This window comes from Paractinoplanes bogorensis, from assembly GCF_018829635.1.
Lineage (GTDB): Bacteria > Actinomycetota > Actinomycetes > Mycobacteriales > Micromonosporaceae > Actinoplanes > Actinoplanes bogorensis.
This window is the reverse complement of record NZ_JAHKKG010000003.1, coordinates 561582-587536: the sequence shown is the minus strand read 5'-3', so window position 1 is coordinate 587536 and position 25955 is coordinate 561582. Positions and strand designations below refer to the sequence as shown.

18 protein-coding genes are annotated in these 25955 nt (G+C 72.0%); 9 read left to right on the top strand and 9 right to left on the bottom strand.

Features of this window, described 5'->3' with window-relative positions:
- The first annotated feature begins 34 nt into the window (after positions 1 to 34).
- Positions 35 to 757: a class I SAM-dependent methyltransferase gene (locus KOI35_RS10820; RefSeq protein WP_215786118.1), complete on the top strand. Its 723-nt coding sequence runs from the start codon at positions 35 to 37 to the stop codon at positions 755 to 757.
- Here KOI35_RS10820 and KOI35_RS10815 read toward each other — a convergent pair.
- Complete coding sequence (locus KOI35_RS10815; protein WP_215786116.1) at positions 744 to 3179, bottom strand: DUF5005 domain-containing protein; 2436 nt, start codon at positions 3177 to 3179, stop codon at positions 744 to 746. The two genes, KOI35_RS10820 and KOI35_RS10815, sit on opposite strands and share 14 nt — an antisense overlap.
- Before the next feature lie 23 nt (positions 3180 to 3202).
- Positions 3203 to 4423, bottom strand: a complete 1221-nt coding sequence (locus KOI35_RS10810) for a polysaccharide biosynthesis protein (protein ID WP_215786114.1) — start codon at positions 4421 to 4423, stop codon at positions 3203 to 3205.
- A 31-nt stretch (positions 4424 to 4454) separates the two neighbouring features.
- On the opposite strand from KOI35_RS10810, the gene KOI35_RS10805 reads away from it, so the two are divergent.
- The gene (locus KOI35_RS10805; RefSeq protein ID WP_215786112.1) at positions 4455 to 5951 is read left to right on the top strand and encodes an MmpA family trehalose lipid delivery protein; all 1497 of its coding nucleotides are present in this window, start codon (positions 4455 to 4457) and stop codon (positions 5949 to 5951) included.
- 46 nt (positions 5952 to 5997) lie between these two features.
- Positions 5998 to 6159: a hypothetical protein gene (locus tag KOI35_RS10800; RefSeq protein WP_215786110.1), complete on the top strand. Its 162-nt coding sequence runs from the start codon at positions 5998 to 6000 to the stop codon at positions 6157 to 6159.
- Here KOI35_RS10800 and KOI35_RS10795 read toward each other — a convergent pair.
- On the bottom strand, positions 6144 to 7337 hold the full coding sequence (locus KOI35_RS10795) for a glycosyltransferase family 4 protein (RefSeq protein ID WP_215786108.1): 1194 nt from the start codon (positions 7335 to 7337) through the stop codon (positions 6144 to 6146). The genes KOI35_RS10800 and KOI35_RS10795 overlap by 16 nt on opposite strands.
- 143 nt (positions 7338 to 7480) lie before the next feature.
- Between KOI35_RS10795 and KOI35_RS10790 the strand changes: the two genes are divergently transcribed.
- On the top strand, positions 7481 to 11644 hold the full coding sequence (locus KOI35_RS10790; RefSeq protein ID WP_215786106.1) for an alpha-(1->3)-arabinofuranosyltransferase: 4164 nt from the start codon (positions 7481 to 7483) through the stop codon (positions 11642 to 11644).
- Here KOI35_RS10790 and KOI35_RS10785 read toward each other — a convergent pair.
- On the bottom strand, positions 11566 to 12765 hold the full coding sequence (locus KOI35_RS10785; RefSeq protein WP_215786104.1) for an acyltransferase family protein: 1200 nt from the start codon (positions 12763 to 12765) through the stop codon (positions 11566 to 11568). The genes KOI35_RS10790 and KOI35_RS10785 overlap by 79 nt on opposite strands.
- A 110-nt stretch (positions 12766 to 12875) precedes the next feature.
- On the opposite strand from KOI35_RS10785, the gene pgfA reads away from it, so the two are divergent.
- From pgfA to KOI35_RS10770, 3 genes are all read left to right on the top strand, one after another.
- Positions 12876 to 13943 carry a cell envelope lipid trafficking protein PgfA gene (gene pgfA / locus KOI35_RS10780; protein ID WP_215786102.1) on the top strand — a complete coding sequence of 356 codons (1068 nt, stop codon included), beginning with the start codon at positions 12876 to 12878 and terminating at the stop codon, positions 13941 to 13943.
- Between the two features lie 249 nt (positions 13944 to 14192).
- Positions 14193 to 14579, top strand: a complete 387-nt coding sequence (locus tag KOI35_RS10775) for a response regulator transcription factor (RefSeq protein ID WP_215786101.1) — start codon at positions 14193 to 14195, stop codon at positions 14577 to 14579.
- 75 nt (positions 14580 to 14654) lie between these two features.
- Positions 14655 to 15080 (top strand): DUF6188 family protein, encoded by a 426-nt coding sequence (locus KOI35_RS10770; protein ID WP_215786099.1) that lies wholly within the window; start codon positions 14655 to 14657, stop codon positions 15078 to 15080.
- A 56-nt stretch (positions 15081 to 15136) separates the two neighbouring features.
- On the opposite strand, the gene katG is transcribed toward KOI35_RS10770, so the two are convergent.
- From katG to KOI35_RS10750, 4 genes are all read right to left on the bottom strand, one after another.
- Positions 15137 to 17353: a catalase/peroxidase HPI gene (gene katG / locus KOI35_RS10765; protein ID WP_215786097.1), complete on the bottom strand. Its 2217-nt coding sequence runs from the start codon at positions 17351 to 17353 to the stop codon at positions 15137 to 15139.
- On the bottom strand, positions 17350 to 17769 hold the full coding sequence (locus KOI35_RS10760; protein ID WP_215786560.1) for a Fur family transcriptional regulator: 420 nt from the start codon (positions 17767 to 17769) through the stop codon (positions 17350 to 17352). Before KOI35_RS10760 ends, katG begins: the two co-directional genes overlap by 4 nt.
- Before the next feature lie 98 nt (positions 17770 to 17867).
- Complete coding sequence (locus KOI35_RS10755; RefSeq protein WP_215786095.1) at positions 17868 to 18095, bottom strand: hypothetical protein; 228 nt, start codon at positions 18093 to 18095, stop codon at positions 17868 to 17870.
- Positions 18092 to 18709, bottom strand: a complete 618-nt coding sequence (locus KOI35_RS10750; RefSeq protein ID WP_215786093.1) for an MBL fold metallo-hydrolase — start codon at positions 18707 to 18709, stop codon at positions 18092 to 18094. The genes KOI35_RS10755 and KOI35_RS10750 overlap by 4 nt, the downstream gene beginning before the upstream one ends.
- 187 nt (positions 18710 to 18896) lie before the next feature.
- Between KOI35_RS10750 and KOI35_RS10745 the strand changes: the two genes are divergently transcribed.
- On the top strand, positions 18897 to 20054 hold the full coding sequence (locus tag KOI35_RS10745; protein ID WP_246612878.1) for a DUF808 domain-containing protein: 1158 nt from the start codon (positions 18897 to 18899) through the stop codon (positions 20052 to 20054).
- Between the two features lie 83 nt (positions 20055 to 20137).
- Entirely contained in the window at positions 20138 to 25081 is a 4944-nt protein-coding gene (locus tag KOI35_RS10740) for a diguanylate cyclase (protein WP_215786091.1), read from the top strand.
- Here the strand turns inward: KOI35_RS10740 and KOI35_RS10735 are convergent.
- Positions 25078 to 25935, bottom strand: coding sequence for an SGNH/GDSL hydrolase family protein (locus KOI35_RS10735; RefSeq protein WP_215786089.1), 858 nt, complete (start codon positions 25933 to 25935; stop codon positions 25078 to 25080). The genes KOI35_RS10740 and KOI35_RS10735 overlap by 4 nt on opposite strands.
- Positions 25936 to 25955 lie beyond the last annotated feature (20 nt).

Here is a 25955-nt window from a genome sequence, read left to right as displayed (position 1 = left end):
TGCCAGCGACCCCCGTCTATAGCAAGGAGAAAGCGTGACGCACAAGGCCACGCTGCGCCGTTCCGTCACGCTCTTCCAGGCGTTTCTCGTCGAGCAGACCGACCCCGACCGCTTCTACGGCACCCTCGCCGACGACTCGGTCGCCCAGCTCGAGAACTACCAGGATCTGCGCGATCAACTCGTTCTCGACGTGGGTGGCGGTCCCGGCTTCTTCGCGGCCGCGTTCGGCAAGGCGGGTGCCCGCTATGTCCGCCTGGAGCCCGAGGCGGGCGACATGGCGCTGGAGAAGGACGACGTGGCCACGCTCAAGGCGAGTGGCATGGAGCTTCCCATCCGTACGGGATCCATCGACGTCTGCTATTCCTCCAACGTCCTCGAGCACGTGCCGGATCCGCCGCGCATGCTCGACGAGATGGTCCGGGTGACCCGGCCCGGCGGGCTGATCTACGCCTCTTTCACGCCCTGGCTGTCACCGCACGGCGGGCACGAGACGGGCCCCTGGCACTACCTGGGCGGGGAGTACGCGGCCCGCCGCTACGAGCGCCGCATGGGCAAGCCACCCAAGAACAAGTTCGGCCACAGCCTGCACCCCTATTCGGTCGGCGCCGCCCTCAAGTGGGCGCGCAACACACCCGACGCGACCCTCGTCGACTCGCTGGCCCGCTATCACCCGTCGTGGGCCCAGTGGGTTCTCCGCGTGCCGGCCGCCCGCGAGGTGCTGAGCTGGAACCTGGCGATCGTCCTCAGGAGACGGTGACCCCGACAGCGCCGGTGGTGAGGTCGTCGACCTGCAGGCGGAACTCATAGCGGTGCCCGGCGGCGAGCATGAACGCGTCGTGCTTGTTCCCGTCCACCGGGTACGGATCGGTGCGCCACTGCTCCCCCGCCGTAGCGTCACGCATCTGCACCCGATAGAGCACGTCGGTGCGCGTCTCCCGCCAGGTCAGCCGCACCGAGCCGGGCCCGGTCGCCGCCACGGCCAGGTTCGTGGGCAGAGCCGAAGACACCTTTACCCGTACGGGATCAGTCTGCGGACCCACCCCACCCGGGTTGAACGCCGCCACCCGCAGCTCGTACTCGTGCCCGGCCACCAGGTTGTTCAGCGTCGCCTCGGTGCCCTGCACGGCGACCTCCTCGCGGGTGAACTGCTGCTCCCCCGCGGTCAGGTCGCGCCGGAACACCCAGTGCCACGTCGCCCGCGAACGCCAGGTCAGCTCGACGGCCGGCCCGCGAGGTTCGGCCCGCAGCCGGGTCGGGGCATCGCCGGGCGGTGCCAGCTCGGCCCGGACCCGCACCACGGGTGACCGCGCCCCTTCCCCACCGTCGTTGACCGCCGCCACCACGAACTCGTACTCGCGCCCGTGGTGCAGCGGCCGCGACCGGAACTGGGTCGTCGACGCGAGACCGGGCGGCCCCCAGTCGGCGTTGCCGGTCGTCGCGTCGCGCTGATAGATGCGGTAGCCGAGCCCGGGCGCCACGGCCGGCCACGACAACTGCACGGTGCCGTCCGGCCGGGCCTGCGCACTCGGCATCGCGGGCGCGGGCGGAGGGGCGACCACGACCTTTGCCCGTACGCCCGCAGAAGGCTTGCTGTCCCCGCCGCCGCCCACAGCCACCACCGTGAACTCGTACTCGTGCCCATGCCTGAGCGGCCCGACGGTCGCACTCTGCCCCGGGTACGCGCCGGCCGGTCGGCGCGGCGAACCGGCGGTCAGGTCGCGGTAATTGATCTTGAACAGCTGGACGAACGGCACCTCGGCCCAGCGCAGCGTCACCTTACCGGCGTTGTCCGGCTCGGCCTGCACCAGGCTGGGCGCGGGCGGCGGCGGTACGGTGGCGGTCATCGGCGCCACGGCCGACAGCGCGCTCTCGCCGCGCTTGTCGACGGCGGTCACCCCGAACTCGTACTTGTTGCCGTTGGTCAGGAACTCCGAGCGGAACGTGCCGTTGGCCGCCTCGCCGGGCAGGCGGACGAAGTGGGTCTGCCCGGCCGTCACGTCGCGCCGATAGACCCGGTAGCTCAGCCCGCCCTCGGCCGGCCAGGTCACGCTGGCCGTCCCGGCGCCGTCGGGCAGCGCGGCCACCCCGGCCGGAGGCGCGGGGAGCTTCTTCGACAGGCGAGGGGGCCACGCGAGCGAGAAGAACCGCGGACGGTAGATCGAGGCGTCCGAGTAGGCGACCGCCTCGTCCAGGTCGTTCACGTTGTACGACACCAGCAGCGAACCCGGCTGGGCCAGGTCGAGGTGCAGGTCGGCGTCGTAGACCACGTGCCCGGCCCCGGCCTCGGGCGCGCTGAACAGATAGTGCGGCCCTTCGAACGGCCCGGTCGGCGCGGCCGCCGTGTAGGCCACGAAGTCCGCGCTGAACATCAGGTTGTTCTCGTGGGTGACCAGCACGTAGCGGTCGCCCACCCGCCGGACGCCGTAACTGGTTCCCACCCCGCTGAGCAGCCGGGACGACTGCTCGACCCGGCTCGACCACGCTTTCCCGGTCCAGAACTCCCACGCGCCCGCGAGGTCGGTGCCGCGGACCCGGGCCAGGTGGGCGAACTTCATCTGTCCGGCCGCCTCGGTGCCGTAGACATAGGTGTAACCGCCGTCGGCCATCACCTCGGAGCCCCACGAGACCTTGTCGCCGAGCGGCAGCTCCCGGGTGCGCCCGGCGGCGAACGTGGGCAGCGCCAGGGTGGCCAGCTCGGTGCCGGCCAGCGCGTGGTCGAGCGGACCAGGCCCGGTGCGCCGGTAGCGATTGACCAGCACCTGCACCTCGTCGCTGCGGACCGCCGCGTCGCCGATCCAGTGGAACTCGTCGTCCGAATCGGTCGACACCAGCGAGGCGGGCCGGCCGGGGCTGCCCCCGGTGACCAGCTCGAGCCGGTCACCGGACTGGACGACGGCCGAGTTGTGGATCAGGGCGGCCGACCTGGGCCGGGCGCCGTCCGGGTCGGGGCGGCCGAGGAACGTGTCGGAGAACAGCCACAGCGTGCGCCCGTCGGGCAGCGGCACCGAGGCCGTCCGGTCGGCGCCGAGCCAGTTCCCCGAGGTGTCGCCGAACCGCTGGAACATCGTGGTGAGATCGGCGGCCGAGGTGCCGGCGGAAACGGGCGGCGTCGAGGCCGGAGCCGCGGCGCCGAAACCGAGCAGCACCACGGAAAGCCAGACCGCCAGCAACCACCGCACGCAGGGACCCCCGTCCACGCCGATCAATCGACGGACAGCGTTGCATGCCCGGGTGACGGCTCGGTAACGGGCGCCCGCAACCGCAGTCCAACCAGGACTGAGGTGATCACGAGGGCGACCACCGCGGTGCCCAGGGCACCGAACGCGATGCCGGGCACGGTGTGCGGCAGTGCCAGCCAGGCGACCAGGGCGAACCCGGCGGCCGAGGCCCACAGCGGCGCCGCGGGCCACCGGGCACCCGCCGCGACCTGCGCGTTGACCAGCACGAAGAGCACGCCGTAGACGGCACCGGTGGCCGCGAAGACGGGCGCATAGCGGCCCAGATCGGCGTAACCAGGTCCGCCCGCCAACCGGAACGCGAGCCCGCCGGCGACCGCCGCCCCGGCCACCAGCACCACACCGCACGCGGCGACCAGGGCCAGCGCGACCCGCAGCGTCCGCCGGTCGGACTGGGCCAGGCGGGGCAACGCCAGGATGGTGACGACCTGCGGCGCCCACAGCGCGCCCTTGGTCAGCACGGTCCCGACCGCGTACGCCCCGGAGGCGTCGAACGGCAGGAACCGGCGGGCCAGCAGCAGGTCGGCGTAGGAGACCACGAGCATGGCCAGCGTCGCGCCGCCCGCGGTCAGCACCGCCCGCGCGGTCAGCGGTTGCCCGTCCGCGGCGACACCGGGCCGCCGGGCCAGCAGGTGCAGCACCGGCAGCACGAGGACGGCGGTGGCCGCGCCGAGCAGCAGCGCACCGGTCAGGCCCATCCCCGCGGCCAGGCCCACCACGACACCGCCGTAGCGGCCGCCGGCCAGCACGGCCAACCCGACCGCGAGCGGCCCGAACCGCTGGTCGCCCTGCATCTCGCCGAGCCAGCGCCCGGCCGCGACCACGCCGACGGTCGAGACGCCGGCCAGCACGGTGGCGAAGACCGGCAGTCGCAGCACGAGCACGGCGATCGGCAGCGCCGCGACCAGTGCCCCGGCCGTGACCAGCACGGTCAGCGCGGCCGAGCGGGCCACCGAGGACGGTCCGTGCCGGGCGCGGTGGACGGCCACCGCGATCTGCAGGCCGGTGCTGGCCACGCCCGCGATCGCGGTCATCGCCAGCAGCGTGGCCAGGGCGCTGAGGTCGGCCGCGCTCAACTGGCGGGCGCCGACCACCGGCACGACGTAGGCCAGCAGGTTGGCCAGCACCCCGGCCGCGGTGACGGCCAGACCGGCCTTGGCCGCGCCGATCCCGTTCTGCCTAGCCACAACAACCCCTGACTCGCATAAGGTGACCGCCGTGCACCGACTGACGCGCTGGGCGCTGCCGGCCACGGCCGTCGTGGTGACCGCGGCCGTGCTGGCCCCGCTGGCCGCGCCAGGCTACGTGCTCTCGTACGACATGTTGTTCGTGCCCCACCAGCCGCTGCGGGCCGACCTGATCGTCCCGAGCGCCACCCTGCCCCGCGCCGTCCCGCAGGACGCTCTGGTCTCGCTCGCCTCGCTGGTCGCGCCGGGCTGGCTGATCCAGCGGGTGGCGCTGGTCGCGATCCTGATGCTGGCCGCGTGGGGCGCGGGCCGTCTGGTGCCGACCGAGCGCGTCGGCCCGCGACTGGTCGCCGCGGTGGCGTACGCGTGGACGCCCTTTCTCGCTGAGCGTCTGCTCCTCGGGCAGTGGGGACTGCTTCTCGCGTACGGGAGCCTGCCCTGGATCTTGGGCACGCTGAAGAAGGAGTGGTGGAAACTTCTCGTCGCCTGTCTGCCCGCCGCGGTGACGCCGACCGGTGGTCTCATCGCGTTCGCGACCGTGCTCGTCCTGGCGCCGCGCAAGGCGGTCATCCCGGCCCTGCTCAACCTGCCGTGGCTGCTGGCCACCGCGTTCAGTCAGGCCGACGGGCGCAGCGATCCGGGCGGGGTGGCCGCCTTCGCCGCGCGCGGCACCGACTGGACCGGGCCGATCGGCGCGCTGCTGGGCACCGGCGGCATCTGGAACGCGCAGACGACTCTGCCCAGCCGTTCCTCCCCACTGGTCCCGCTGGGCACATTGTTGCTGCTCGCGCTGGCCGTAACGGGTTGGCGACCGCTGCGCGACCGGTGGCCGGACGGCACGGCGATCCGCCTGCTGATCCTGGCCGGGGGCGGTTTCCTGCTGGCCGCGCTGGCCGTCGTCCCGGGCGGGCGCGGCCTGCTCGAGTGGGCCGTGACGACGCTGCCGGGTGCCGGGGTGCTGCGGGACGGCGCCAAGTTCCTCATCCCGTACGCGCTGATCGTCGCCCTTTGTGCCGCGCTCGGCGCCGAGCGCCTCCATAGCCGGGCCATCCTCGCCGGCGCCCTCGTTCTGCCCCTGGTGGTCATGCCCGACCTCGCGTTCGGCGCGGGCGGACGCCTGCGGCCGGTGAGCTACCCGGCCGACTTCGCCGTGGTGGCCCGCACGATCGAGGCGTCGCCGGGTGAGGTCGTCTCGCTGCCGTTCGTGGGCTACCACACCTACCGGTGGAACCGGGGAAGGACCGTGATCGACCCGCTCCCCCGCTTCGTCGACGCCGATGTCGTGCGCGACGATCGCCTGCTCGTCGGGGGTCAGGTGATCGCCGGCGAGAGCACCCGGGCGGCCGAGATCCGCCGGGTTCTGGCCGCCGGGCAGCCCCTGGCCCAACTGGGCATGCGCTGGGTCGTCGTGCAGCGGGTCGAGGGTGAGCCCCCGGTCCCGCCCGCCGCCCTGGCCGGATTGACAATGGTGCATGCCGGATCCGACCTCCAGTTGTACGAGAACGGGTCTTCGCAAAGAAGTTACTAGGTGGTAACGTCCCGCGCACATCGCAGTCCCTTGAAGGAGTCCCCACATGCGTAAGGCCCTTCCCCTGGTCCTGGCCGGGGTGATCGCCCTGGCTCTCGGTGCTATCGGGTCGGTCGCCCTGGCGTCCAGCCTGACCAGCAAGTCGTCGGACGCCGCGGCGACCACGGACGACACCCAGGTCGTACCCGGGGTCTACGGCACCAGATAGGTCCGGTCCGCCGAAGCCGGCGCCGGGACGTGGCTCGCACCCTCGACGAGGGCGGCGAACCGCTCGCCCGCCGCCGGCCAGGTGAACCGTGCCGCGTGCGCCCGCGCCGCCGTGCCCATCGCGAGCCTCCGATTGTGATCGGTCAGCAGCTGACGGACCTTTTCGGTGTAGTCCGCCGAGTCGTCGGCCAGCAGTCCGGTCCGACCGTCGACAAGGGATTCCTCGACGCCCCCGGCGCCGCGGAAGGCCACGTTGGGCGTGCCCACGGCGGCCGCCTCGACGATGGTCAGGCCCCAGCCCTCCTTGAGCGACGGCGTCAGCGCCACCCAGGCCTCGCTGAGCAGGGTCCGCTTCTGCGCGTCGTCGACGAACCCGGCGAACCGCACCCGATCGGCCACCCCCAGGCTCGCCGCGTAGTCCTTCAGGGCCACGTCCCACCAGCCCTGCCCGGCCACCACCAGCGTGATCCCGGGCAGTTCATCGGCGAGCGCCGCCACCGCGTCGATCGCCACCTCGACCTGCTTGTGCGGGACGAGCCTGCCCAGCACCACGAGCGACGGATCGGCCGTACGGTCCACCGGAGCCGCGGTCGTCATGTCCGGAGTGCCGTTGTGGATGATCGACACCCGTTCCGGGTCGACGCCGAGAACCGCGAGCTCGTCGCGGGTCGCGGCCGAGACGGTCACGTAGCGGCACTTGCGATACACGCGGGGCGAGAGGGACGACTCGATCCACCAGCCGAACTTGGCCAGCCGCGGGCTGAGCACCACCGGCCACTGCTCGCGGTGCACGTGGTGCACGAGTGCGATGACCGGGACGCGGGACCAGACCGGGGCCAGGAAGGGCAGCCCGTTGCCGACGTCGACGATCACGCCGGGGCGGCCGTGGCGCCGGCTGAGCGGCCCGAGGCCGAGATATCCGGCCAGCCAGAGCAGGGCCGCGCGCAGGTAGAGCGTGTGCCGCCCCCCGCGCCGCAGGACCCGGACGCCGTCCGTCGTACGCTCCTCGGCGGGCCCGAACCGGTGGCTCGCGCAGAGCAGCGTGGCGCGATGACCACGCCGCATGAGCTCGGCGGCGATCCGCTCGACGTACACCTCGGAACCGCCTCCCTGCGGGTTCCGGGTATCGCGCCAGTTGAGGAACAGCACGTGCCGGGCATCAGCCGAAATAGTGTCCACAATCACCCCTACTCGCGAGTAGCATTCGCGGTCGGGTCACGATATGGGGTCGCCCGGCGACTCCGCAACGGGCAATCGGGAGCAACATGCGGCCGGCGGTGAAATCGTCAGTGGACGATGGCGTTCCGCGTTCTGTCTGGCGTTTGCGCCTGCTCGCGGTCTGCGCCGGTCTGACCGCGATCGCGTTTCTGCAGGATCCCGGGTCGACTGCGATCGATACCAAGGTTGACCTGGTGATCGATCCGGCCGGCTGGCTCGGCCGGGCCCTGCATGTCTGGGATCCGGCTGGGACTTTCGGTCAACTGCAAAATCAGGCATACGGCTATCTCTGGCCCATGGGCCCCTTTTTCCTCCTCGGCAAGCTCCTGGCCATCCCGGCCTGGGTGGTTCAGCGGCTGTGGTGGGCGCTGCTGCTCAGCCTGGCCTTCACCGGCCTGGTGATGCTGGCCGAGCGGCTGCGGATCGGCACCCCGTGGGCCCGCGTCATCGCCGGCGTCGCCTTCGCCCTCTCCCCGCGGATCCTCACCGAGCTCGGCCCGATCTCGGTCGAGGCCTGGCCCAGCGCGCTGGCCCCGTGGGTGCTGGTGCCGCTGATCGGGCTGCGCCAGGGCGTTTCCGTACGCCGTGCGGTGACCCGGTCGGCCCTGGTGGTGGCGTGCGCGGGCGGCGTCAACGCGACCGCCGTGCTCGCCGTCGTCCCGCTCGCCGTGCTGTGGCTGGCCGGCCTGCGCCCGGCCCGGCTGCGGTTCACCGCGCTGGTCGCCTGGGGTGCCGCGGTCGCCGCCGCCACCGCGTGGTGGCTTGTCCCGCTGCTGCTGCTCGGCCGGTACAGCCCGCCCTTCCTCGACTACATCGAGACCGCCGCCGTGACCACCGCGCCGACCGACGCGGTGACCGTGCTGCGCGGCGCCTCGCACTGGCACGCCTACCTGAGCAGTGCGTTCGGTCCGCTGTGGCCGGCTGCCTGGCGCCTGGCCACCGAGCACGCCGTGATCATCGCGACTCTGGTGGTGGCCGGGCTGGGCATCGCCGGGCTGGCCCGCCGGGGCATGCCGCACCGCTGGTTCCTGATCACCGGCCTGCTGGCCGGGCTCGCCCTGGTCGGCCTGGGCCACGTCGGCGCGATCGGCGGCCTGTTCGCCGACGGCCAGCGCGCGTTCCTCGACGGTGCCGGCGCCCCACTGCGCAACGTCCACAAGTTCGACGTCGTGCTGCGCCTGCCGCTCATCCTCGGCCTGGCCCACCTGCTCGGCCTCGCGATGCGTTCGGCCACCACGTCTCGGGACAGAAAGCCCGCACGTATGCGAGCCGGGGTAGTCACCGGTGTCGCGCTGGTGGCGATCGCGGGTGTGGCCAGCCCGGCCCTGGCAGGCGGTCTGACCCCGCCCGGCAGCTTCACCGAGGTGCCCGGCTACTGGCACGACGCCGCCAAGTGGCTCGACAAGAACCTCGACCAGGAGCAGGTCCTCGTGGTGCCGGCCGCGCGCTTCCCGCAATACCTGTGGGGCCGCCCGAGCGACGAGATCACCCAGGCCCTGCTGCACAGCCGCTGGGGCGTGCGCAACTCGATCCCGCTCACCCCGGCCGCCACCATCCGCCTGCTCGACTCGGTCGAGGAGGTCCTGGCCAACGGTTCCGGCTCCCCCGGCCTGGCCGGCCTGCTGTCCCGCTCCGGCGTGCGCTACCTGCTGCTGCGCTCCGACCTGAACTACGGCCGGGCCCAGGCCACCGAGCCGATCGTCGCCCGTCAGGCCCTGTTGCGCTCAGCCGGGCTCACCCCGGTGGCTACCTTCGGCCCGACTGTGGGCGGCGGCGGGTTGCCCGGTGTCTTCGTCGACGACGGGCTCGACGTGCGGGTCCCCGCGCTCGAGGTGTGGCAGGTCGACCGCCTGGTCAAACCCGTTTCCGCGTACGCCGCGAGCGCGCTTACCACCGTGGTCGGCGGACCCGAGTCACTGCTCCCGGCCGTGGCCGCGGGCCAGATCTCGGAGGGTCCCACGGTGCTGGCCGGGGACCGGCCGGACGATCTGCCGGCCGGCCCGGTGGTGATGACCGACGGGATGCGCCGCCGCGAGGTCGCGTTCGGCATGGCCACCGACCGCGCGTCGGCCACGCTCGAGGCGGGCGACGACGGGCGGCTCGACGCGCCCGCCCGCGACTATCTGCCCGCCTGGGGCGACCGCCAGGACACGGTGGTCCGCTACACCGGCATCAAGTCGGTCCGCGCCTCCAGCGCCTACTCCGAGGCCGATCCGCTGCAGGGATCGCGCCCGGCCCACCAGCCGTTCGCCGCCCTCGACGGCAACCCCGGCACCTCGTGGCGGTCCGCGCCGGGCGCACCCTCGGCCGGTCAGTGGCTCGAGGTCGAACTACCGCAGAAGCGGGTCGTCAACCAGATCGGGCTCACCCTCGACCAGGGCACCGACTCGCTGCCCACGCGCCTCACCGTGCGGGTCGGGCCGAACGAGCCGGTGACCCGCGAGATCTACGGCACCACCGTGACCATCCCGCTGCCCGGCGACATCCCGGCCGACACCGTTCGCGTCACTGTGGACACGGTCCGCGACGTGCGGCTCGGCTACGGCGGCGTCGGCATCACCGAGATGACCATCCCCGGCGTCGTCCCCCAGCGCACGCTCGTGGTTCCCGCGTCGCCGGTGCCCGGGCGGGCCGCGGCCATGGTGTTCACCGCCGCGCCGTCCACCCCGTCCTGCTACTTCGCGGCGGGCCGCCCGTACTGCTCGGGCGGGAAGGCGCGCGACTCCGAGGACGCCGGCTGGATCGACCGTACGGTCCAGGTGCCCGAGACGTCGCAGTACCGGGTGTCCGTACGGGCAAAACCCAAGCCTGGATCGGCGCTCAACGCCCTGCTCGACCCGGGTGGTGCGGCGTCGACGACCCGCGGCATCGTGCCCAGCGTGACCGCGTCCAGCAGCGGCATCGCCGACCCGGCGGCCCGGCCCGGCGTGGTCGCCGACGGAGACCCCGGCACCACCTGGTACGCCTCCGACGAGGACGAGAACCCGTGGCTGCGGCTGAGCTTCCTCAAGCCGAGACAGGTCAACGGGATCCGGATCCGGCTGGCCGGCGGGGTCGCCGCCTCCAAGGTCTGGCAGGTCACCGCGCTCGGCGACACCGGCGTGCGCAGCGGCTATCTGGACGACGGCGGCTCGCTGCGCTTCGACCCGCCGTTGCGCACCGGGGCGATCACCGTGCTCTTCTCCAACTCGCTGCCCGCACGATCGCTCGACCCCTATCGCGACACCACCCGGGAACTGCCGATCGGGGTCAGCGAGCTGAGCGTGCTGGACGACCCGCCGGCGCTGCGGGCCGACCCCGACCGCAAGCTCTACCTCAAGTGCGGGACCGGTCCGACCGTGTCGATCGGCGGGGTGCAGCGCACCACCCAGCTGGTGGCCAGCCGCCGCGAGCTGCTCGAGATGCGCGAGGTGGCCACGCGACTGTGCGGCCCGGCGGCGAACACTCCGGTCCGGATGACGGCGGGCGACACCCGGGTGGTGGCGATCGCGTCCGCGTCGGCCGATCCGCTGCGGCTCAACCTCACCCCGCTGCGCGGGCCGGCCTCCGGTCAGGGAGCCGGCGAGACCGAGACCACGGCCGGTCTGGAGAGTCCCGTACGCATCGACGACTGGACCTCGACCAACCGCCGGCTGCACCTCGACCCGTCCCCGGCCCAGCGGGTGCTCGCCCTGCGCGAGAACACCAACCCGGGCTGGGAGGCCACCATGGCCGGTCAGACCCTACGGCCGCTGATCGTCGACGGCTGGCAGCAGGGCTGGATCGTGCCGGCCGGCCCGGCGGGCGAGGTGACCCTGCGATTCGCGCCCGACCAGACCTTCGGCGTCGCCCTCGGCGCGGGCGCGGTGCTGCTGACCGGCGTGGCCGTGGCCGCCTACGTGCCGTCCCGGCGGCCCGCTCCCGCCGGGGTGGTGGCACCGGCCCGGCGGCGGCGCCGATGGCTGTTGCCACCCCTGGTCGGCGGGGCGGCCCTGCTGATCGTGGGCGGGCTGACCGCGGCCGGGCTGGCCGCGCTCGGGCTCGCCGTCGTGGTGACCCTGCGGGCCCTGCGCCCGCACCTGGACAGCAACGACCGGCAGTGGCTGCGCGGGGCCGTCGGCTGGGCGCGCTTCCTGCTGCCGGTCGTGCTGTTCGCGCTGGCCGGCTGGTTCACGGTGACCGGGGACGGCAGGCACACCGCGGCGTTGCCTCAGCTGGCCGCGGTGGCCACCGGGGTCGCGCTCTGGCTCTCGGTCGTCTTCGCCGGTGGCGGTCGCCGGCGCCGGTGACTCAGCCGCTGGAACGGCTGCTCGACCAGGTAATAGCTCAGCGCGGCGAGCAGCACTCCCCCGGCCACCGTGGCCAGGTAGGTCCACCCGAAGTCACCGGTGAACTCGGGGCGCCCGCTCAGCACGTAGAGCATCTCGAGGACGAACGGGTGCCACAGGAACAGCCCGTACGAGATCAGGCCGAGCCACCGCGCGAAGCCGGACCCGAACGCCGCCTTGGTGCGCGTCTCCGGACCGAACGCGAGCGGCAGCATCACCAGCACCGCGATCAGGGCGTAGAGCACGACCTTGAGCCCGAACTGGCCCACGGTCGGCTCCTCGAGGTCGCGCGGACCGGCGATCGGCGTGGTGGCCACGGCCAGCAGGGCGAGGGCGAGCCCCCAGCAGGCCAGCGGGGCCCGGCCGAGGTCGTCGATCCAGCGCCATCGTGGCAGGTAGCCGTTGCTGAGCGACACGTGGACCGAGGCCAGGGCCATGCCGGCGCCGAACCAGATCGCGTACGAGGGAAGCCAGGTGGTGTGCCGGCTCAGCGAGAGAACCCCGGTGCCGAGCAGCACGATCCACGTGCCGGTGACGGCGACGGACGCGGCCAGGATGACGATCGGCCGCCCGGCCCGCCGCTTCCCGCGCAGCGCGAGCATGGCGAGGACCGGCAGCAGCGCGTAGAAAGCCACCTCGGTGCACAGGCTCCAGGTGTGGCCGAGAGCGTTGCGCAGGCCGTACGTCTCGTAGATCTGGGTCAGCGTCAGGTGCCGGGCCCAGTCGGCGGCCGAGGAGTCATGGTTGCGCGGCACGACCAGCAGGCAGACCACCACCAGGACCCAGTACGCGGGCAGGATGCGCAGCGCCCGCCGCCACAGGTAGCGGCCGGCCGACGGCAACTGCTGCGCCGTGGCCCGGGCATGCGCCCACGGGCGGAACAGCAGGAAGCCGGACAGCACGAAGAAGACGGCCACGCCCGCGTCCAGACGGGCCAGCCAGCCGCCCCACGGACTGTCACCGACGTTGATGCCCGTGGCGAACCCGACGTGGTGCGCGACCACCGCCAGAGCACCGATCACCCGCACCGCATCCAGTGGTGGGAGTCGATGCAGGGGCCGATTCGAAACCGGTACAGACATAAACCGTCCAAGGGGTCGCGCAACTATGTAACTGGCGAGTAACCTGCGCCCATTATGGGCGATCGGGCCGTGCGGGGATACCGGCCGATTGATAACGATGGGAGGGCTCCGTGAGGGCTCGGTGGGGCGCTTTGCTGTTCGGAATCGGCATCTTTGCCGTGGTCATCGCGGCGGGGTGTGCTTTCTACGTCGCGCCGAGGGTGGCCCAGCTGCCCTACGACCTGGCGCTGTGCAAGCCGGATCAGTCCTCGGGGTGCCTGCGGCCCAGCGTCGCCGAGGCCAAGGGCGCGAAGTTCCTGCAGACCAAGGGGGGCGACGACCCGGTCGTGGCGATCCAGACCGGTGACCTGCGCTCGACCATCGAGATCGTGCCCCAGGCCGACCTGACCAACACCGAGATGACCGGCGACCTGGCCGGCAAGGCCCTGGTGTGGAACGGCTACGGCACGGTCACCTGGCTCCAGACCGGCGAGATGATCAGCCAGTACAAGGCCGGCATCGCCATCGACCGCAAGACCGCCGCCGCGGTCGACTGGTCCGACCAGTTCCTGCAGGACGCCGGGCCCGACGCGCCGTCGGCGGTGAACTTCTCGGGTCAGCTCTACAAGTTCCCGTTCGGCACGCAGAAGAAGGACTACGAGTACTTCGACCGCGACCTGCGCAAGGCGATGCCGATCAAGTACGAGGCGGCCGAGGAGATCAACGGCCTCGAGACGTACAAGTTCGTGCAGACCATCCCCGAGACGCCGCTCAACTTCTCCGAAGAGCGTCTGAGCGGCCTGCTGAGCCGGTTCGCCGAGGGCGCCACCGGCGGCCAGGTCAACTACAGCAACACCCGCACCATCTGGGTCGAGCCGGTCTCCGGCACCTTCATCAAGGTGCAGGAGCAGCAGAAGAAGACGCTGGTGCCCGACACCGGGGCGCCGACCGACCTGCTCGACGGCACCTTCGTCTACACCGACCAGACGATCGCCAACAACGTGAAGTCGGCCGGTGACACCAAGAGCGGCGTCCAGATGATCAGCCGCAACCTGCCGATCGGCCTGGCCGTGCTCGGCGCCATCCTGCTGATCCTCGGTCTGGTGCTGGTCACGAGCGGTCGCCGTCGCACGGCCGCCGCGGCCCGGCACCGCACCGAGGAGATCGAGGCCGACACGGACGCGGACGCCAAGGCCTGATCCTCGCTCTCACAACAGAACGGCCCCGGGGTGATCCCCGGGGCCGTTCTCTGTTCCGCTCTCAGTCGAGCGGGTGACCCCCCTTCCACCCCGTTCGTCACAGTCCGGCGTCAGCACTGAACACGCTTCGTAATCACCGCTGGACATAGGGTGCGGCTACTCAGCCGCAACCTTCGCTTACCTGTTCCGGCCGGGGCCGGCGTCGATCTACCCGGCAGTTGAGCCGGACGTCGCCATCGAGGAGTAACCATGAACGCCACCACCACCGCCCCGGTCGTGCTGATCGCCGAGGACGACGAGGACATCCGCGACCTGATCGCCTGGAAGCTGGAGATCGCCGGGTTCCGCACCCTGCACGCCGGTGACGGCCGGTCGGCCGTCGAACTGGCCGCCGAGCACCGGCCCGACGCGGCGGTGCTGGACATCAACATGCCGGCCATGGACGGGCTCGAGGTCTGCGCGAACCTGCGCCGCGACGCCCGTACGGCAGGCATCCCGGTGATGTTCCTCAGCGCGCGGGTCGGCGACAGCGACGTCGAGCGCGGCTACTCGGCCGGCGCCGACGACTACATGATCAAGCCGTTCAACCCGCAGGAGCTGCTGCGCCGCCTGTCCGGCCTGCTCGCCGCGGTGTGAATCTTTTCGGCGCCTTTAAGGCCCTGTTATGAAAGCCCCGGCTACGGTCCTGCAAACACAAGCCGGGAGGTAAGCATGTTGCCCGTCATGGTCACCGACATGGGTGAGCGGCGGCGTCCGGACCAGGGCCAGCCGATCGCGCTGCTGACCGGTCTGCGACTGGAGTACGTCCGGCTGGGGCACGCCATCGTGCTGAGCTTCACCGGTGGCCGTCAGGTGCTCATCGAGACCGCGGCCCACCTGGCCGGCCCGGACGGGCACGCCGTGGTCGAACCGGGCGAGCACCCGTCCGACGCCCTGGCCGGCCTGCTCGGCGACACCGTCCGCACGGCCTGGACCGGCGAGGCGGGCGACCTCACGATCTCCTTCACCAGCGGCGCCGTCCTGCTGATCTGCCCCGACCCCGACGTCGAGTCGTGGGCGGTCACCGACCCCGACGGCTTCCTGATCGTCTGCCTGGCCGGCGGCGAGACCGCCACCTGGGGCTCCGAGCCCGCCTGAGACGGGCCGAGCCCGGCCGCACAGGCGACCGGGCTCGGATACTGCATTCACGCGGACTACTTCAGGTCGAACCGGTCCAGCTCCATGACCTTCGTCCAGGCGGCGACGAAGTCGGTGACGAACTTCTCGCGGGCGTCCTCGCTCGCGTAGACCTCGGCCAGCGCCCGCAGCTGCGAGTTCGAGCCGAAGATGAGGTCGACCGCGGTGGCCGTCCACTTCACGTCACCGGTGGTGACGTCGGTGATCTCGTAGACGTGCTCGCCCGACTGCGACGCCTTCCACTTCGTGCCCGGGGAGAGCAGGTTGGCGAAGAAGTCGTTGGTCAGCGTGCCCGTCTTGCCGGTGAGCACGCCGTGCGCCGTGCCGCCGAAGTTGTTGCCGAGCGCGCGCAGGCCGCCGACCAGGACGGTCATCTCGGGGGCGGTCAGGTTGAGCATGTAGGCGCGGTCGATCAGCAGGATCTCGGGCTGCGTCTTCTCTCCCGGCCGCAGGTAGTTGCGGAAGGCGTCGGCCCGCGGCTCGAGGACGGCGAACGAGTCGACGTCGGTCTGCTCCTGCGTGGCGTCGGTGCGGCCGGCGTGGAACGGCACGGTCACCTTGACCCCGGCGTCGAACGCGGCCTTCTCGACCGCGGCCCCACCGGCCAGCACGATCAGGTCGGCCAGCGAGATCTGCGCGCCGCCGGTCGCGTTGAACTCGGCCGCGATGCCCTTGAGCTTCTCGATCACCGGCGCCGCCGCGGCGTTGACCTCCCAGCTGCGCTGCGGCTCGAGGGCGATCCGGGCGCCGTTGGCGCCGCCACGCTTGTCGGTCGAGCGGAAGCTGGCGGCCGAGGCCCACGCGGTCGAGACCAGCTCGGCCACGGACAGGCCGGCGTCGAGCACCTTGGCCTTGAGCGCGGTGACGTCGGCCTCGCTGACCAGCTCGCCCGCGACGGCCGGAACCGGGTCCTGCCACAGCTGCGGCTCGGCCACCCACGGGCCGAGGAAGCGGCTGACCGGGCCCATGTCGCGGTGCAGCAGCTTGTACCAGGCCTTGGCGAAGGCGAGCGCGAACTCGTCCGGGTTCTCCAGGAAGCGACGCGAGATCTGCTCGTACGCCGGGTCGACACGCAGCGACAGGTCGGTCGTGAGCATCGTCGGACGGTGCTTCCTCGACGAGTCGTACGCGTCGGGAATGATCTCGTCGGTGGTCTTCGCGACGTACTGCTTGGCGCCGCCGGGGCTCGTGGTGAGCTCCCACTCGTAGCCGAAGAGGATCTCGAAGAAGCGGTTGCTCCACTGGGTCGGCTTGTCGGTCCAGGTGACCTCGAGGCCCGAGGTGATGGTGTCGGCGCCCTTGCCGCTGGCGTGGGTGCTCAGCCAGCCCAGGCCCTGCGACTCGAGCTCGGCGCCCTCGGGCTCGGGACCCACGTGGTTGTCGGCGACGCCGGCACCGTGGGTCTTGCCGAAGGTGTGGCCGCCGGCGATCAGCGCGACGGTCTCCTCGTCGTTCATCGCCATGCGGGCGAACGTCTCGCGGATGAAGTGCGCTGCCGCTGCCGGGTCGGCACTGCCCTTCGGGCCCTCGGGGTTGACGTAGATGAGGCCCATCTCGGTCGCGCCGACGCCGTCGGTCATCGTGCTCTCGGTGGCGTAGCGCGAGTCGCCGAGCCAGGCGTCCTCGGGACCCCAGAAGATCTCCTCGGGCTCCCACACGTCGGGCCGGCCGAAGCCGAAGCCGAAGGTCTTGAAGCCCATCGACTCCAGAGCGACGTTGCCGCCCAGCACCAGCAGGTCGGCCCACGAGATCTTCTGGCCGTACTTGGCCTTGACCGGCCACAGCAGGCGGCGCGCCTTGTCCAGGTTGGCGTTGTCGGGCCAGCTGTTCAGCGGGGCGAAACGCTGCCCGCCGTCGCCCGCGCCGCCGCGGCCGTCCTGGATCCGGTAGGTGCCCGCGGCGTGCCAGGACATGCGGATCATCAGGCCGCCGTAGTGACCGAAGTCGGCCGGCCACCAGTCCTGCGAGGTGGTGAGCACGTCGGCGATGTCGCGCTTGAGGGCCTCGACGTCGAGCTTGGCGAACTCCTTGGCGTACTCGAAGCTCTCGCCCAGCGGGTTGCCCTTGGACGAGTGCGCGTGCAGCACCGAGAGGTCGAGCTGGTTGGGCCACCAGTCACGGTTGGTCCGCGGGCGGCCGCCGGTCTTGGGGGTCGGCGAGTCGATCGCCGGATTCTCGCTTTCGCTGCCGTGCGCGACCGGGCAGCCCTTCGCTTCTTCTGGGGCGTCGCTCATGATCTTCCTTCCGAACAGTCGGGGCAGGTGCCCCAATAGACGACCTCGGCCTCGTCGATCACGAACCCGTGGTCGTCCGAGGCGGTAAGACAGGGAGCATGTCCGGCGGCGCAGTCCACGTCGGCGATCGCGCCGCACGAGCGGCAGACGACGTGGTGGTGGTTGTCGTCCACCCGGGTCTCGTAGCGGGCGGTCGCGCCGGCCGGCTCGATGCGCCGGACCAGCCGGGCCTCGGTGAGCGCACGGAGCACGTCGTAGACCGCCTGGTGCGAGACGCTGGGAAGGTCGGCCCGGACCAGCGCGATCACCGTGTCGGTGTCGACGTGCGGGTGGTCTCGAAGCGCCGCGAGCACCGCCAGCCGGGGCCGGGTCACGCGCAACGATACCGCCCGCAGCTGCGCCGCGAGGTCGGACATCACGCGACGACCTTAGTCCCCTTTTCTGGAACAGATCAAGTTTTGCTCCCCGGTCTTGGCCGCGTGTTCACCCCGGCGGCCCCGGACGGCTCGGCCGGTCAGGCGGTCCGGAAGATGCTGCCGAACCCGCGGTCGGCGGCGTCGGCGAAGAACGCGGCCAGCAACGGGTAGAACCGGCCGAGCCGGGACATGTAGCCGTCGATGTCCAGGTGGATGCCCCCGTCGAGGCGGCCCATGACCACCAGGTCGAACGCCTCGGTGGGCCGGGCCCGGATCTCGTCCAGGCGATCCGCGCTGCAGCACGCGAAATCGCCGTCGATACTCACGAGGTGAGGGCGGTCCGCTCGGCGCTGATCGTGGTGTCGTCACCGTGGCCGGTGTGGACGACTGTTTCGCCGGGGAGCACGAACAGCGTGGCCCGGATCGAGGCGACGATCTGGTCGGCGTCGGAGTAGGAGCGGCCGGTGGCGCCCGGCCCGCCCTGGAACAGGGTGTCGCCGGTGAAGACGCAGCCGAGGTCGCCGGCGTAGAGGCAGACGGCGCCGGGCGCGTGGCCGGGCGTGTGCAGCACCGTGAGCGCCGTGCCGCCGACCTCGATCTTCTCGCCGTCGGCCAGATCCTGATCCCAGCTCACCGCGTCGCCGTGGGTGAGCTCCCACAGCGGGCGCTCGGCCGGGTGCAGCAGAATCGGCGCACCGGTCCTTTCCCGCAGGGCAGGTGCCATCCGTACGTGGTCGTCGTGCGCGTGCGTGCAGACGATCGCCCGCACCGTGCGGTCGCCGACCACCGCCATGATCGCGTCGACGTCGTGCGGCGCGTCGATCACCACGCACTCGTCGCCGTCGCCCACCACCCAGATGTTGTTGTCGACGTCGAACGTCTGGCCGTCGAGGCTGAAAGTGCCGGAGACCACACCGTGGTCGACGCGCGGGGAGGACATGGCGATCAGGATACCGATTCCTTCCGGGCGCCCCGGCGGTCTGCCCCGGCATGACGACAACACCGGGGTCACGGTGTTCACCGATGCGTCATTGATCGGTCGCTTTCCGACCTGACATGCCGCTGTTATCAGTCCTGGGCGACAATGAGCCGGCACAGACGTTGACACCTTTGGAAGGACCTTCGCCTTGGCCGGTGGACTCGTAGCACTGCTGGACGACGTGGCGGTGCTGGCCCGCGCCGCGGCCGCATCCGTGGACGACATCGGGGCGGCCGCCGCGAAGGCCGGGGCCAAGGCCGCCGGTGTCGTCATCGACGATGCCGCGGTCACCCCGCAGTACGTGCAGGGGCTGGCCGCCTCGCGCGAGCTGCCGATCATCAAGCGCATCGCGATCGGGTCGCTGCGCAACAAGTTCCTGATCATCCTGCCCGCCATCCTGCTGCTCAGCCAGTTCGTGCCGTGGCTGCTCACGCCGATCCTCATGCTCGGTGGCGCCTATCTGTGCTTCGAGGGCGCGGAAAAGGTCTGGGCCAAGGTCTCGGGCCACGCCGCGCACGGTGACGACGACGCCGCCAAGGATGAGAAGACCCTGGTCTCGGGCGCGGTCCGCACCGACCTGATCCTCTCGGCCGAGATCATGGTGATCACGCTGAACGAGGTGATCGACGAGCCGTTCTGGTCGCGGCTGGCCATCCTGGCCGTCGTCGCGCTCGTGATGACCGTCGTGGTCTACGGCGCGGTCGGCCTGATCGTGAAGATGGACGACGCCGGTCTGCGCCTGGCCCAGGGGCCGGGGCCGATCGCCGGGTTCGGCCGGGGTCTGGTCAAGGCCATGCCCAAGGTGCTCACCACGCTGACCGTGGTCGGCACGGCCGCCATGCTCTGGGTCGGCGGGCACATCCTGCTGGTCGGCACCGACGAGCTCGGGCTGCACTTCCTCTACGGGGCCGTGCACCACGTCGAGGTCGCCGCCCACGACGCCACCGGCGCGCTCGGCGGGGTGATCGGCTGGCTGGTCAACACGATCTTCAGCGCCATCCTGGGCCTTATCGTCGGCGCCCTGATCATCGTGATCATGACGTACACGGTCCACCGCAAGAAGCCCGCCCACGACGCCGAGCCGGCCCACGACACCGAGGCCGCCGCGACGACCCAGCCCGCCGCCACCACAGCCCAGCCCGCTGCCGCCAACGCCGAGCCCGCCACCAAGACCGAGCCCGCCGCCACGCCGGAGAACGACGTCCAGCCGGCTGCGCCCGTACGGGAAACCGGTCTTGATCTTGATGGGGCGGAGAACGCGGAGCCGGCGAAGACGAGCGAACCGGCGGTGGCGAAAGACGAGTAATCCCCGGTCCGGGCACTTTCCTCACGAAGCGCCGGTTCGGACCGAACAGGGATAAGGCGAAGCCCGCGGCCGATGCGGGACCGGTGAGGCGGGCGGTGACGATGGGCGTGGAGAGCGCGGAGGAGCGGCCGCAAGAGCTGCTCACGGCCGGCTCCCACTACGCCGTTCTCTCGTCGACCGACCGCACCCAGGTCAAGCGGGTCTATCTGCAGGACGGCGAGACCAGCGTCATCTGGAAGGAGTTCCTCGGCCCGAGCGGCCCGACCCGCCGGCGCCGGGAGCACGCCCTGCTGGAACGGCTGGCCGGGTTGCCGGGTCTGGGGCGGCTCGCGCCCTGGACCCATCCGGACGCCGAGATCCTGCTCGACGCGGGCGGGCGCACCCTGGCCTACGCGGTGGCGGCCCGCGAGATCGAGCTCGGCGAGGTGCCCCGGCTGGCCCACCGGCTGGCCCGGGTCATCGCCGCCATGCACTCGCGCGGTGTCGTGCACAAGGACATCAACCCGGCCAACATCGTGCTCGACGACGCCGGCTACCCGTGCCTGGTCGACTTCGACGTGTCCAGCCTGTTCAGCGAGGACCAGAGCGCCTTCGGCGACGTGCGCGAGATCGAGGGCACGCTGGCCTATCTGCCGCCCGAGCAGACCGGCCGCACCGGGCTTCCGGTCGACCATCGGGCCGATCTGTACGCGCTCGGCGCCACCCTCTACGAGCTGGTGGCCGGGCATCCGCCGTTCCCCCACGACGACGACCTGCAGCTCGTCCGCGACCTGCTGCTGCGGGTGCCGACCCCGCTGATCGAGCTGCGCCGCGAGACCCCGCCGATGCTCTCGGCGATCGTCGCCAAGCTGCTCGAGAAGGAACCCGACCGCCGCTACCAGAGTGCCGACGGCCTCGCCCACGACCTGGCCCGGCTGCGCGAGGATCCGGACGGGTCGTTCCCGCTCGGCGAGCGTGACTTCCCGCCCCGGCTCACCGCCCCGTCGATGCTGGTCGGCCGGGACACCGAGGTGATCGCCCTGCGCGCGGCCTGGGAGGAGGCGGTGCTCGGTGGCGGGCGCGGCATCTTCGTGTGCGGGCAGGCCGGCGCCGGCAAGACCGCCCTGATCAACGCGTTGCGCCGGCCGGTCGCCACCCGCGGCGGCTGGTTCGTCACCGGCCGGGCCGATCCGGTGCGGCAGGGCGCCACGGCCGGACCGGTGCTGCACGCGCTGCGCCGGCTCGGCCGCCTGCTGCTGGCCGAGCCGCCCGAGGCCCTCGCCGGCCTGCGGGTCTCGCTGATCGAGGCCCTCGGCCCGAACGCCGGCCTGATCGCGGCGGCCCTGCCCGAGTTCGGCACCCTGTTGCGCGGCGACGGTCCGTCCGACCTGGCCGACACCGGCGACACGGACACCGGCGCGCGGCTGCGCCAGGCGGTGGTGGCGCTGGTCGGCACCGTGGTCAGCCCGCGCCGCCCGCTGCTGCTCGCGGTCGAGGACATCCAGTGGGCCGACCCGACCTCGCTCGACCTGATGCATGCGCTGCTCACCGAGCCGGGCATCGACGGCATGCTCCTGGTCGGGGCGTTCCGGCCGGCCGACGTCGATCCGGCCGGGGCGGCCCGGCGGTGGGCCGGTGTCCCGGTGCTGCACCTGCACAACCTACCGCTGGAGGGTTCCCGCGACCTGCTGCGCGAGATGCTGCGGCTGCCCGGCCCGGCCGCCGAGCATCTGGCCGGCCTGCTCCACCCGTGGACCGGCGGCAATCCCTCGGACACTCTCGAGCTGGCCAACGCGCTGCGGCACGGCGGCGCCCTGTCCCTCGGCGAGGACGGGTGGCGCTGGGACGACGAGATGATCCGGCAGCAGGCCGCCCGCAGCGACGTGTCCGGCCTGCTGCGCGACCGGATCGACCACCAGCCGCCCGAGACCCGGATGCTGCTGCAGATGATCGCGCTGCTGGGCTACGACGTCTCCAACATCGTCATCGCCCGGGCCGCCGGCATTCCCCTGGTCGAGTTGCTGGCCCCGATGTATCCGGCGCTGGAGGACGAACTGATCATCGTCGCGACCTCACCGGGCAACGCGACGGCGCCGACGCACCCGAAGTTCCGGCATGAGCGGGTACGCCAGGCCGTGCTGGACGGCCTCGCCGAGGAGCCGCGCCGGCGCATGCGGCTGGACATGGCCCGGCGCCTGGCCGGCGATCCCGGCACCGCGGTGCTGGCCGCCGAGCAGTATCTTGAGGCGGCCGGCCTGGTCACCGACCCGGCCGAGGGACGCACGATGGCCGGGTTGTTCATGGTGGCCGCCGAGAGCGCCACCACGGCCGGCAACCACGAGGCGGCCGAGCGTTTCGCCGTCGCCGCCGACGAGGCCCTGGCCGGACTGGCCACCGCCGACGACGACCCGGTGGTGCTGGACGCCCGCGCGCGCCGGCACCGGGCGCTCTATCTGCTGGGCCGGCTCGACGAGGCCGATGTCGTCTACGCCGCCGTGGAGCGGGGCCGGCCCGATCCGATCTGGCTGACCTCGGTGGCCGTGGTGCAGCTGAGCAGCCTCGCGCAGCGCTCCCGGCAGGCCGAGGCCCTCGAGCTTGGCAAGCAGCTGCTCGTCCGGCTCGGCGAGGAACTGCCCACGCCCGCGTTCCTCGGGCAGATGCCGGAGTACTTCCGCGAGCTGCTGGCCTGGGCCGACCGGCTCGACCCGGCGGCCGACCGGGCCCGCCCCGAGATCAGCGACCCGCGGGTGCTGGCCACCACGCGGATCTACAGCAAGCTCATGCCGATGTGCTTCCTGCTCGGCGATCGGCTGACCGGCAGCTGGGTGCTGATGCAGAGCTGGCGCGCGTGGATCGGCTACGGCCCGTCCCCGCAACTCGCCGCCACCCTGACCTCGCTCGGCATGATGCTGCTGCAGATGACCGGCCACTACCTTCCGGGCGAGCGGATCGGCCGGCACGTCCTCCAGGTGGCCGAGGGCCGCGACTATGAGCCCTTCACCTCGCTGGCCCGCTACCGCTACGCGATGCAGCTGCAGGTGTGGACCGCGCCGATCGAGGAGACGCTGGACGAGCTGCGCCGGGGTCTCGAGGGCCTGGTGCGCGGCGGCGAGCTCGAGATGGCGGCCGGTGCCTGGAACGCGATCGTGCTCGGTCGCCTCGAGTCGGCCGCCGCTCTCGACGAATACCTGGCGGACATCGAGTCGGCGCTGGCGTTCGACGCCCGTACGGGAAACCAGTTCTTCGGCGCCGTGGCCGTCGCGCACCGGCAGCTCGCCCGGGCGCTGCAGGGACGCACCGCCCCGCCGGGCAGCCTGGACGACGCGGGTTTCACCGAGGCCGCCCACCTGGCCGCGATGCCACCCGAGGCGCTGCCGACCAACGTCTTCCACCTGTGCCGGGCCCTGGCCGCGGCGGTGTTCGGCGACGACGAGGAACTGCGTCGGCACGCGGCCCCGGCCCGGCGCGGGCTGCCCGTGCTGCCCGGCTATCTCGCCACCCAGACCCACGTGCTGTCGGCCCTGGCCCAGGCCTCGCGCCTGCACGCGCTGGCGCCGGAGGGCCGGACCGGCGACCCCGGCTATCTCGAGGTGGTCGAGAGCCTGACCTGGCTGCGGGAGCGGGCCACGGACTGCCCGGCCAACTTCGGGCACCTCGCGATGTGGCTGACCGCCGAGGAGGCCTGGCTGCGCGGGGACATGTCGACCGCGTACGTGTCGTTCGACCACGCCGTGCAGGCCGCGCAGTCGCGGCAGCGGCCCTGGCACGCCGCGCTGATCCTCGAACGCGCGGCCAAGCTGCACTTCTCGGTCGGGCTGCAGGCGGGCGGCCGGTTGCACATCGCCGAGGCGCTGCGGGTCTACGAGGAGTGGGGCGCGAGCGGCAAGGTCACCCAGCTGCGGACCGCCCATCCGGACCTGCGCTCGACCGAGCGGCGGGCGCGGTCGCGCGGCACCACCGGCCTGCGGTCGGACGCCCTGGACACGACGGCGATCCTGAACGCTTCGCTGGCGCTGAGCGGGGCCCGCGACCTGGGCGCGCTGCGGGCGCAGATCGTCGAGCAGCTCACCGCGCTCACCGGAGCCTCCGAAGTGGTGCTTCTGGTGCACGGCGAGGACGGCGAATGGTTCCTGCCCGGCGGGCCGGACGGGGCGGTCGAGCTCGATCTGGAGGGCGCCGAGATCTACGGCCTGCTGCCGGCGAGTGCTTTCCATTACGCCGTACGCACCCGGGACGTCTTGCTGGTGGAGGACGCCACGCGGGACGACCGCTTCGCCCGCGACCCGTTCCTCAACGGCGCCCAGCGCTGCTCGATGCTGGTCGTGCCGGTGCTGCAGGGCGATGCCCTGCGCGCGGTCCTGGTGCTGGCCAACCGGCAGACCAGCGGGCTGTTCACGGCCGACCGGCTGGACGCGGTCAAGCTGATCACCGGCCAGCTGGTGGTGTCGCTCAACAACGCCATGCTGAACGCGAGCCTGGAGGACAAGGTCGCCGAGCGCACCCGCGAGTGGGAAGCGATGAACGCCCGGCTCGAGGAGCTGAACCGCACGGACGCGCTGACCGGGCTCTACAACCGGCGCCGGTTCTCCGAGGGTCTGAGCGCACACCACGACCGGCTGCGGCACTCCGGGCTGGGCTACGCGGTGCTGATGATCGACGTCGACTTCTTCAAGAAGTACAACGACCGCTTCGGGCACCAGGCGGGCGACGAGTGCCTGCGCAAGGTGGGCGCGTCGCTGAACGGCACCATCCGGGCGGGCACCGACCTGGCCTGCCGGTACGGCGGTGAGGAGTTCGTGATCATCCTGGGCGACGCCGACCCGGAGGTCGCCCGGTCACTGGCCGAGCGGGTGCGCGCGGGCATCCGCGGGCTGCGGATCCCGCATCCGGACGGGCCCGACGGTTTCGTCACGGTCAGCATCGGGGTCGCGGTGGCTCACAGCGCGGACGATCACGAGGCTGTGCTGGGCCGCGCCGACGCCGCGCTCTACGAGGCCAAGGCGGCCGGACGCGACGTGGTGCGGGTGGCCGAGCCGGCCCTGCACTAACGCAGGAAGGCCTTCTGGGCGGCCGAGAGCCAGACCGCCTGCCCGGCCGCGTTGGGGTGCACGCCGTCGGGCACGAGGGTCTTGAGGGCCCGCTTGTCCGCGGTGAACGCGCGGTAGGCGTCGACCGTGCTCCAGCCCTTGTCCTTGGCCAGCTTCTCGATGATGCCGAGCCGCTTGACGTGGGCGTAGCGCTGCAGCGACGTCTTGCCGGGCGCGCCCTCGGGGTTCTGCAGCACGGGCAGCACGACCGGGCGGGTCGGCTTGGCCGCGAGCCGGTTGACCAGCGTCGCGTAGGCCGGATAGGTGGTCGCGGCGTTCTCGTTGTGGCTGTAGCTGACCAGGTAGAGGTCGCCGCCCTGGGCGGTCATCTTGGCGAACCGCTTGGTGTCGGTGGCGTAGTCGGCCCGGGTGCTGGGCACGCTGCCGTTGTAGAACACCAGCTCGGGGCCGCCGGTGCCCGCGCGGAGCAGGACCGACGGACCGTACGCCTGCTTCGTGCTGTTCCACAGCCGGTAGGTCGCGCGATATGACGGGTTACGCGCCGAGATCCAGGTGGACAGCTGGTAGAACCACTCCTTCTGCTCGTTACCGGTCGAGTCGCCGAGCAGGGTGATCGTGGTCTTCTTCGGGGTGGTGGCGAGCCGGTCGAGCAGCCGGCCGGGGGCCGTGACGGCGGCGGCCTGAACAGGCACGACCACGGCCGGTGCGACCGCGGCCGGTGCGACGGCGGCGGCCGCCGGCTGCGCGGCCGCGGTGGCGGTGTTCTGCCGATAGACGATCGGGGCCGCGATGACGACGGCGAGCGCGACGGCACCCACCACAGTGGTACGGATCGCGCGGGCGCGGAAAGCCATGGAGGGGCGGGCTCCTCGTG

Coding starts and splice junctions, on each gene's coding strand:
- KOI35_RS10760 (WP_215786560.1), bottom strand. CDS start 17,769: ATGTCCGACCTCGCGGCGCAGCTGCGGGCGGTATCGTTGCGCGTGACC.
- KOI35_RS10735 (WP_215786089.1), bottom strand. CDS start 25,935: ATGGCTTTCCGCGCCCGCGCGATCCGTACCACTGTGGTGGGTGCCGTC.
- KOI35_RS10775 (WP_215786101.1), top strand. CDS start 14,193: ATGAACGCCACCACCACCGCCCCGGTCGTGCTGATCGCCGAGGACGAC.
- KOI35_RS10785 (WP_215786104.1), bottom strand. CDS start 12,765: ATGTCTGTACCGGTTTCGAATCGGCCCCTGCATCGACTCCCACCACTG.
- KOI35_RS10800 (WP_215786110.1), top strand. CDS start 5,998: ATGCGTAAGGCCCTTCCCCTGGTCCTGGCCGGGGTGATCGCCCTGGCT.
- KOI35_RS10770 (WP_215786099.1), top strand. CDS start 14,655: ATGTTGCCCGTCATGGTCACCGACATGGGTGAGCGGCGGCGTCCGGAC.
- KOI35_RS10750 (WP_215786093.1), bottom strand. CDS start 18,709: ATGTCCTCCCCGCGCGTCGACCACGGTGTGGTCTCCGGCACTTTCAGC.
- katG (WP_215786097.1), bottom strand. CDS start 17,353: ATGAGCGACGCCCCAGAAGAAGCGAAGGGCTGCCCGGTCGCGCACGGC.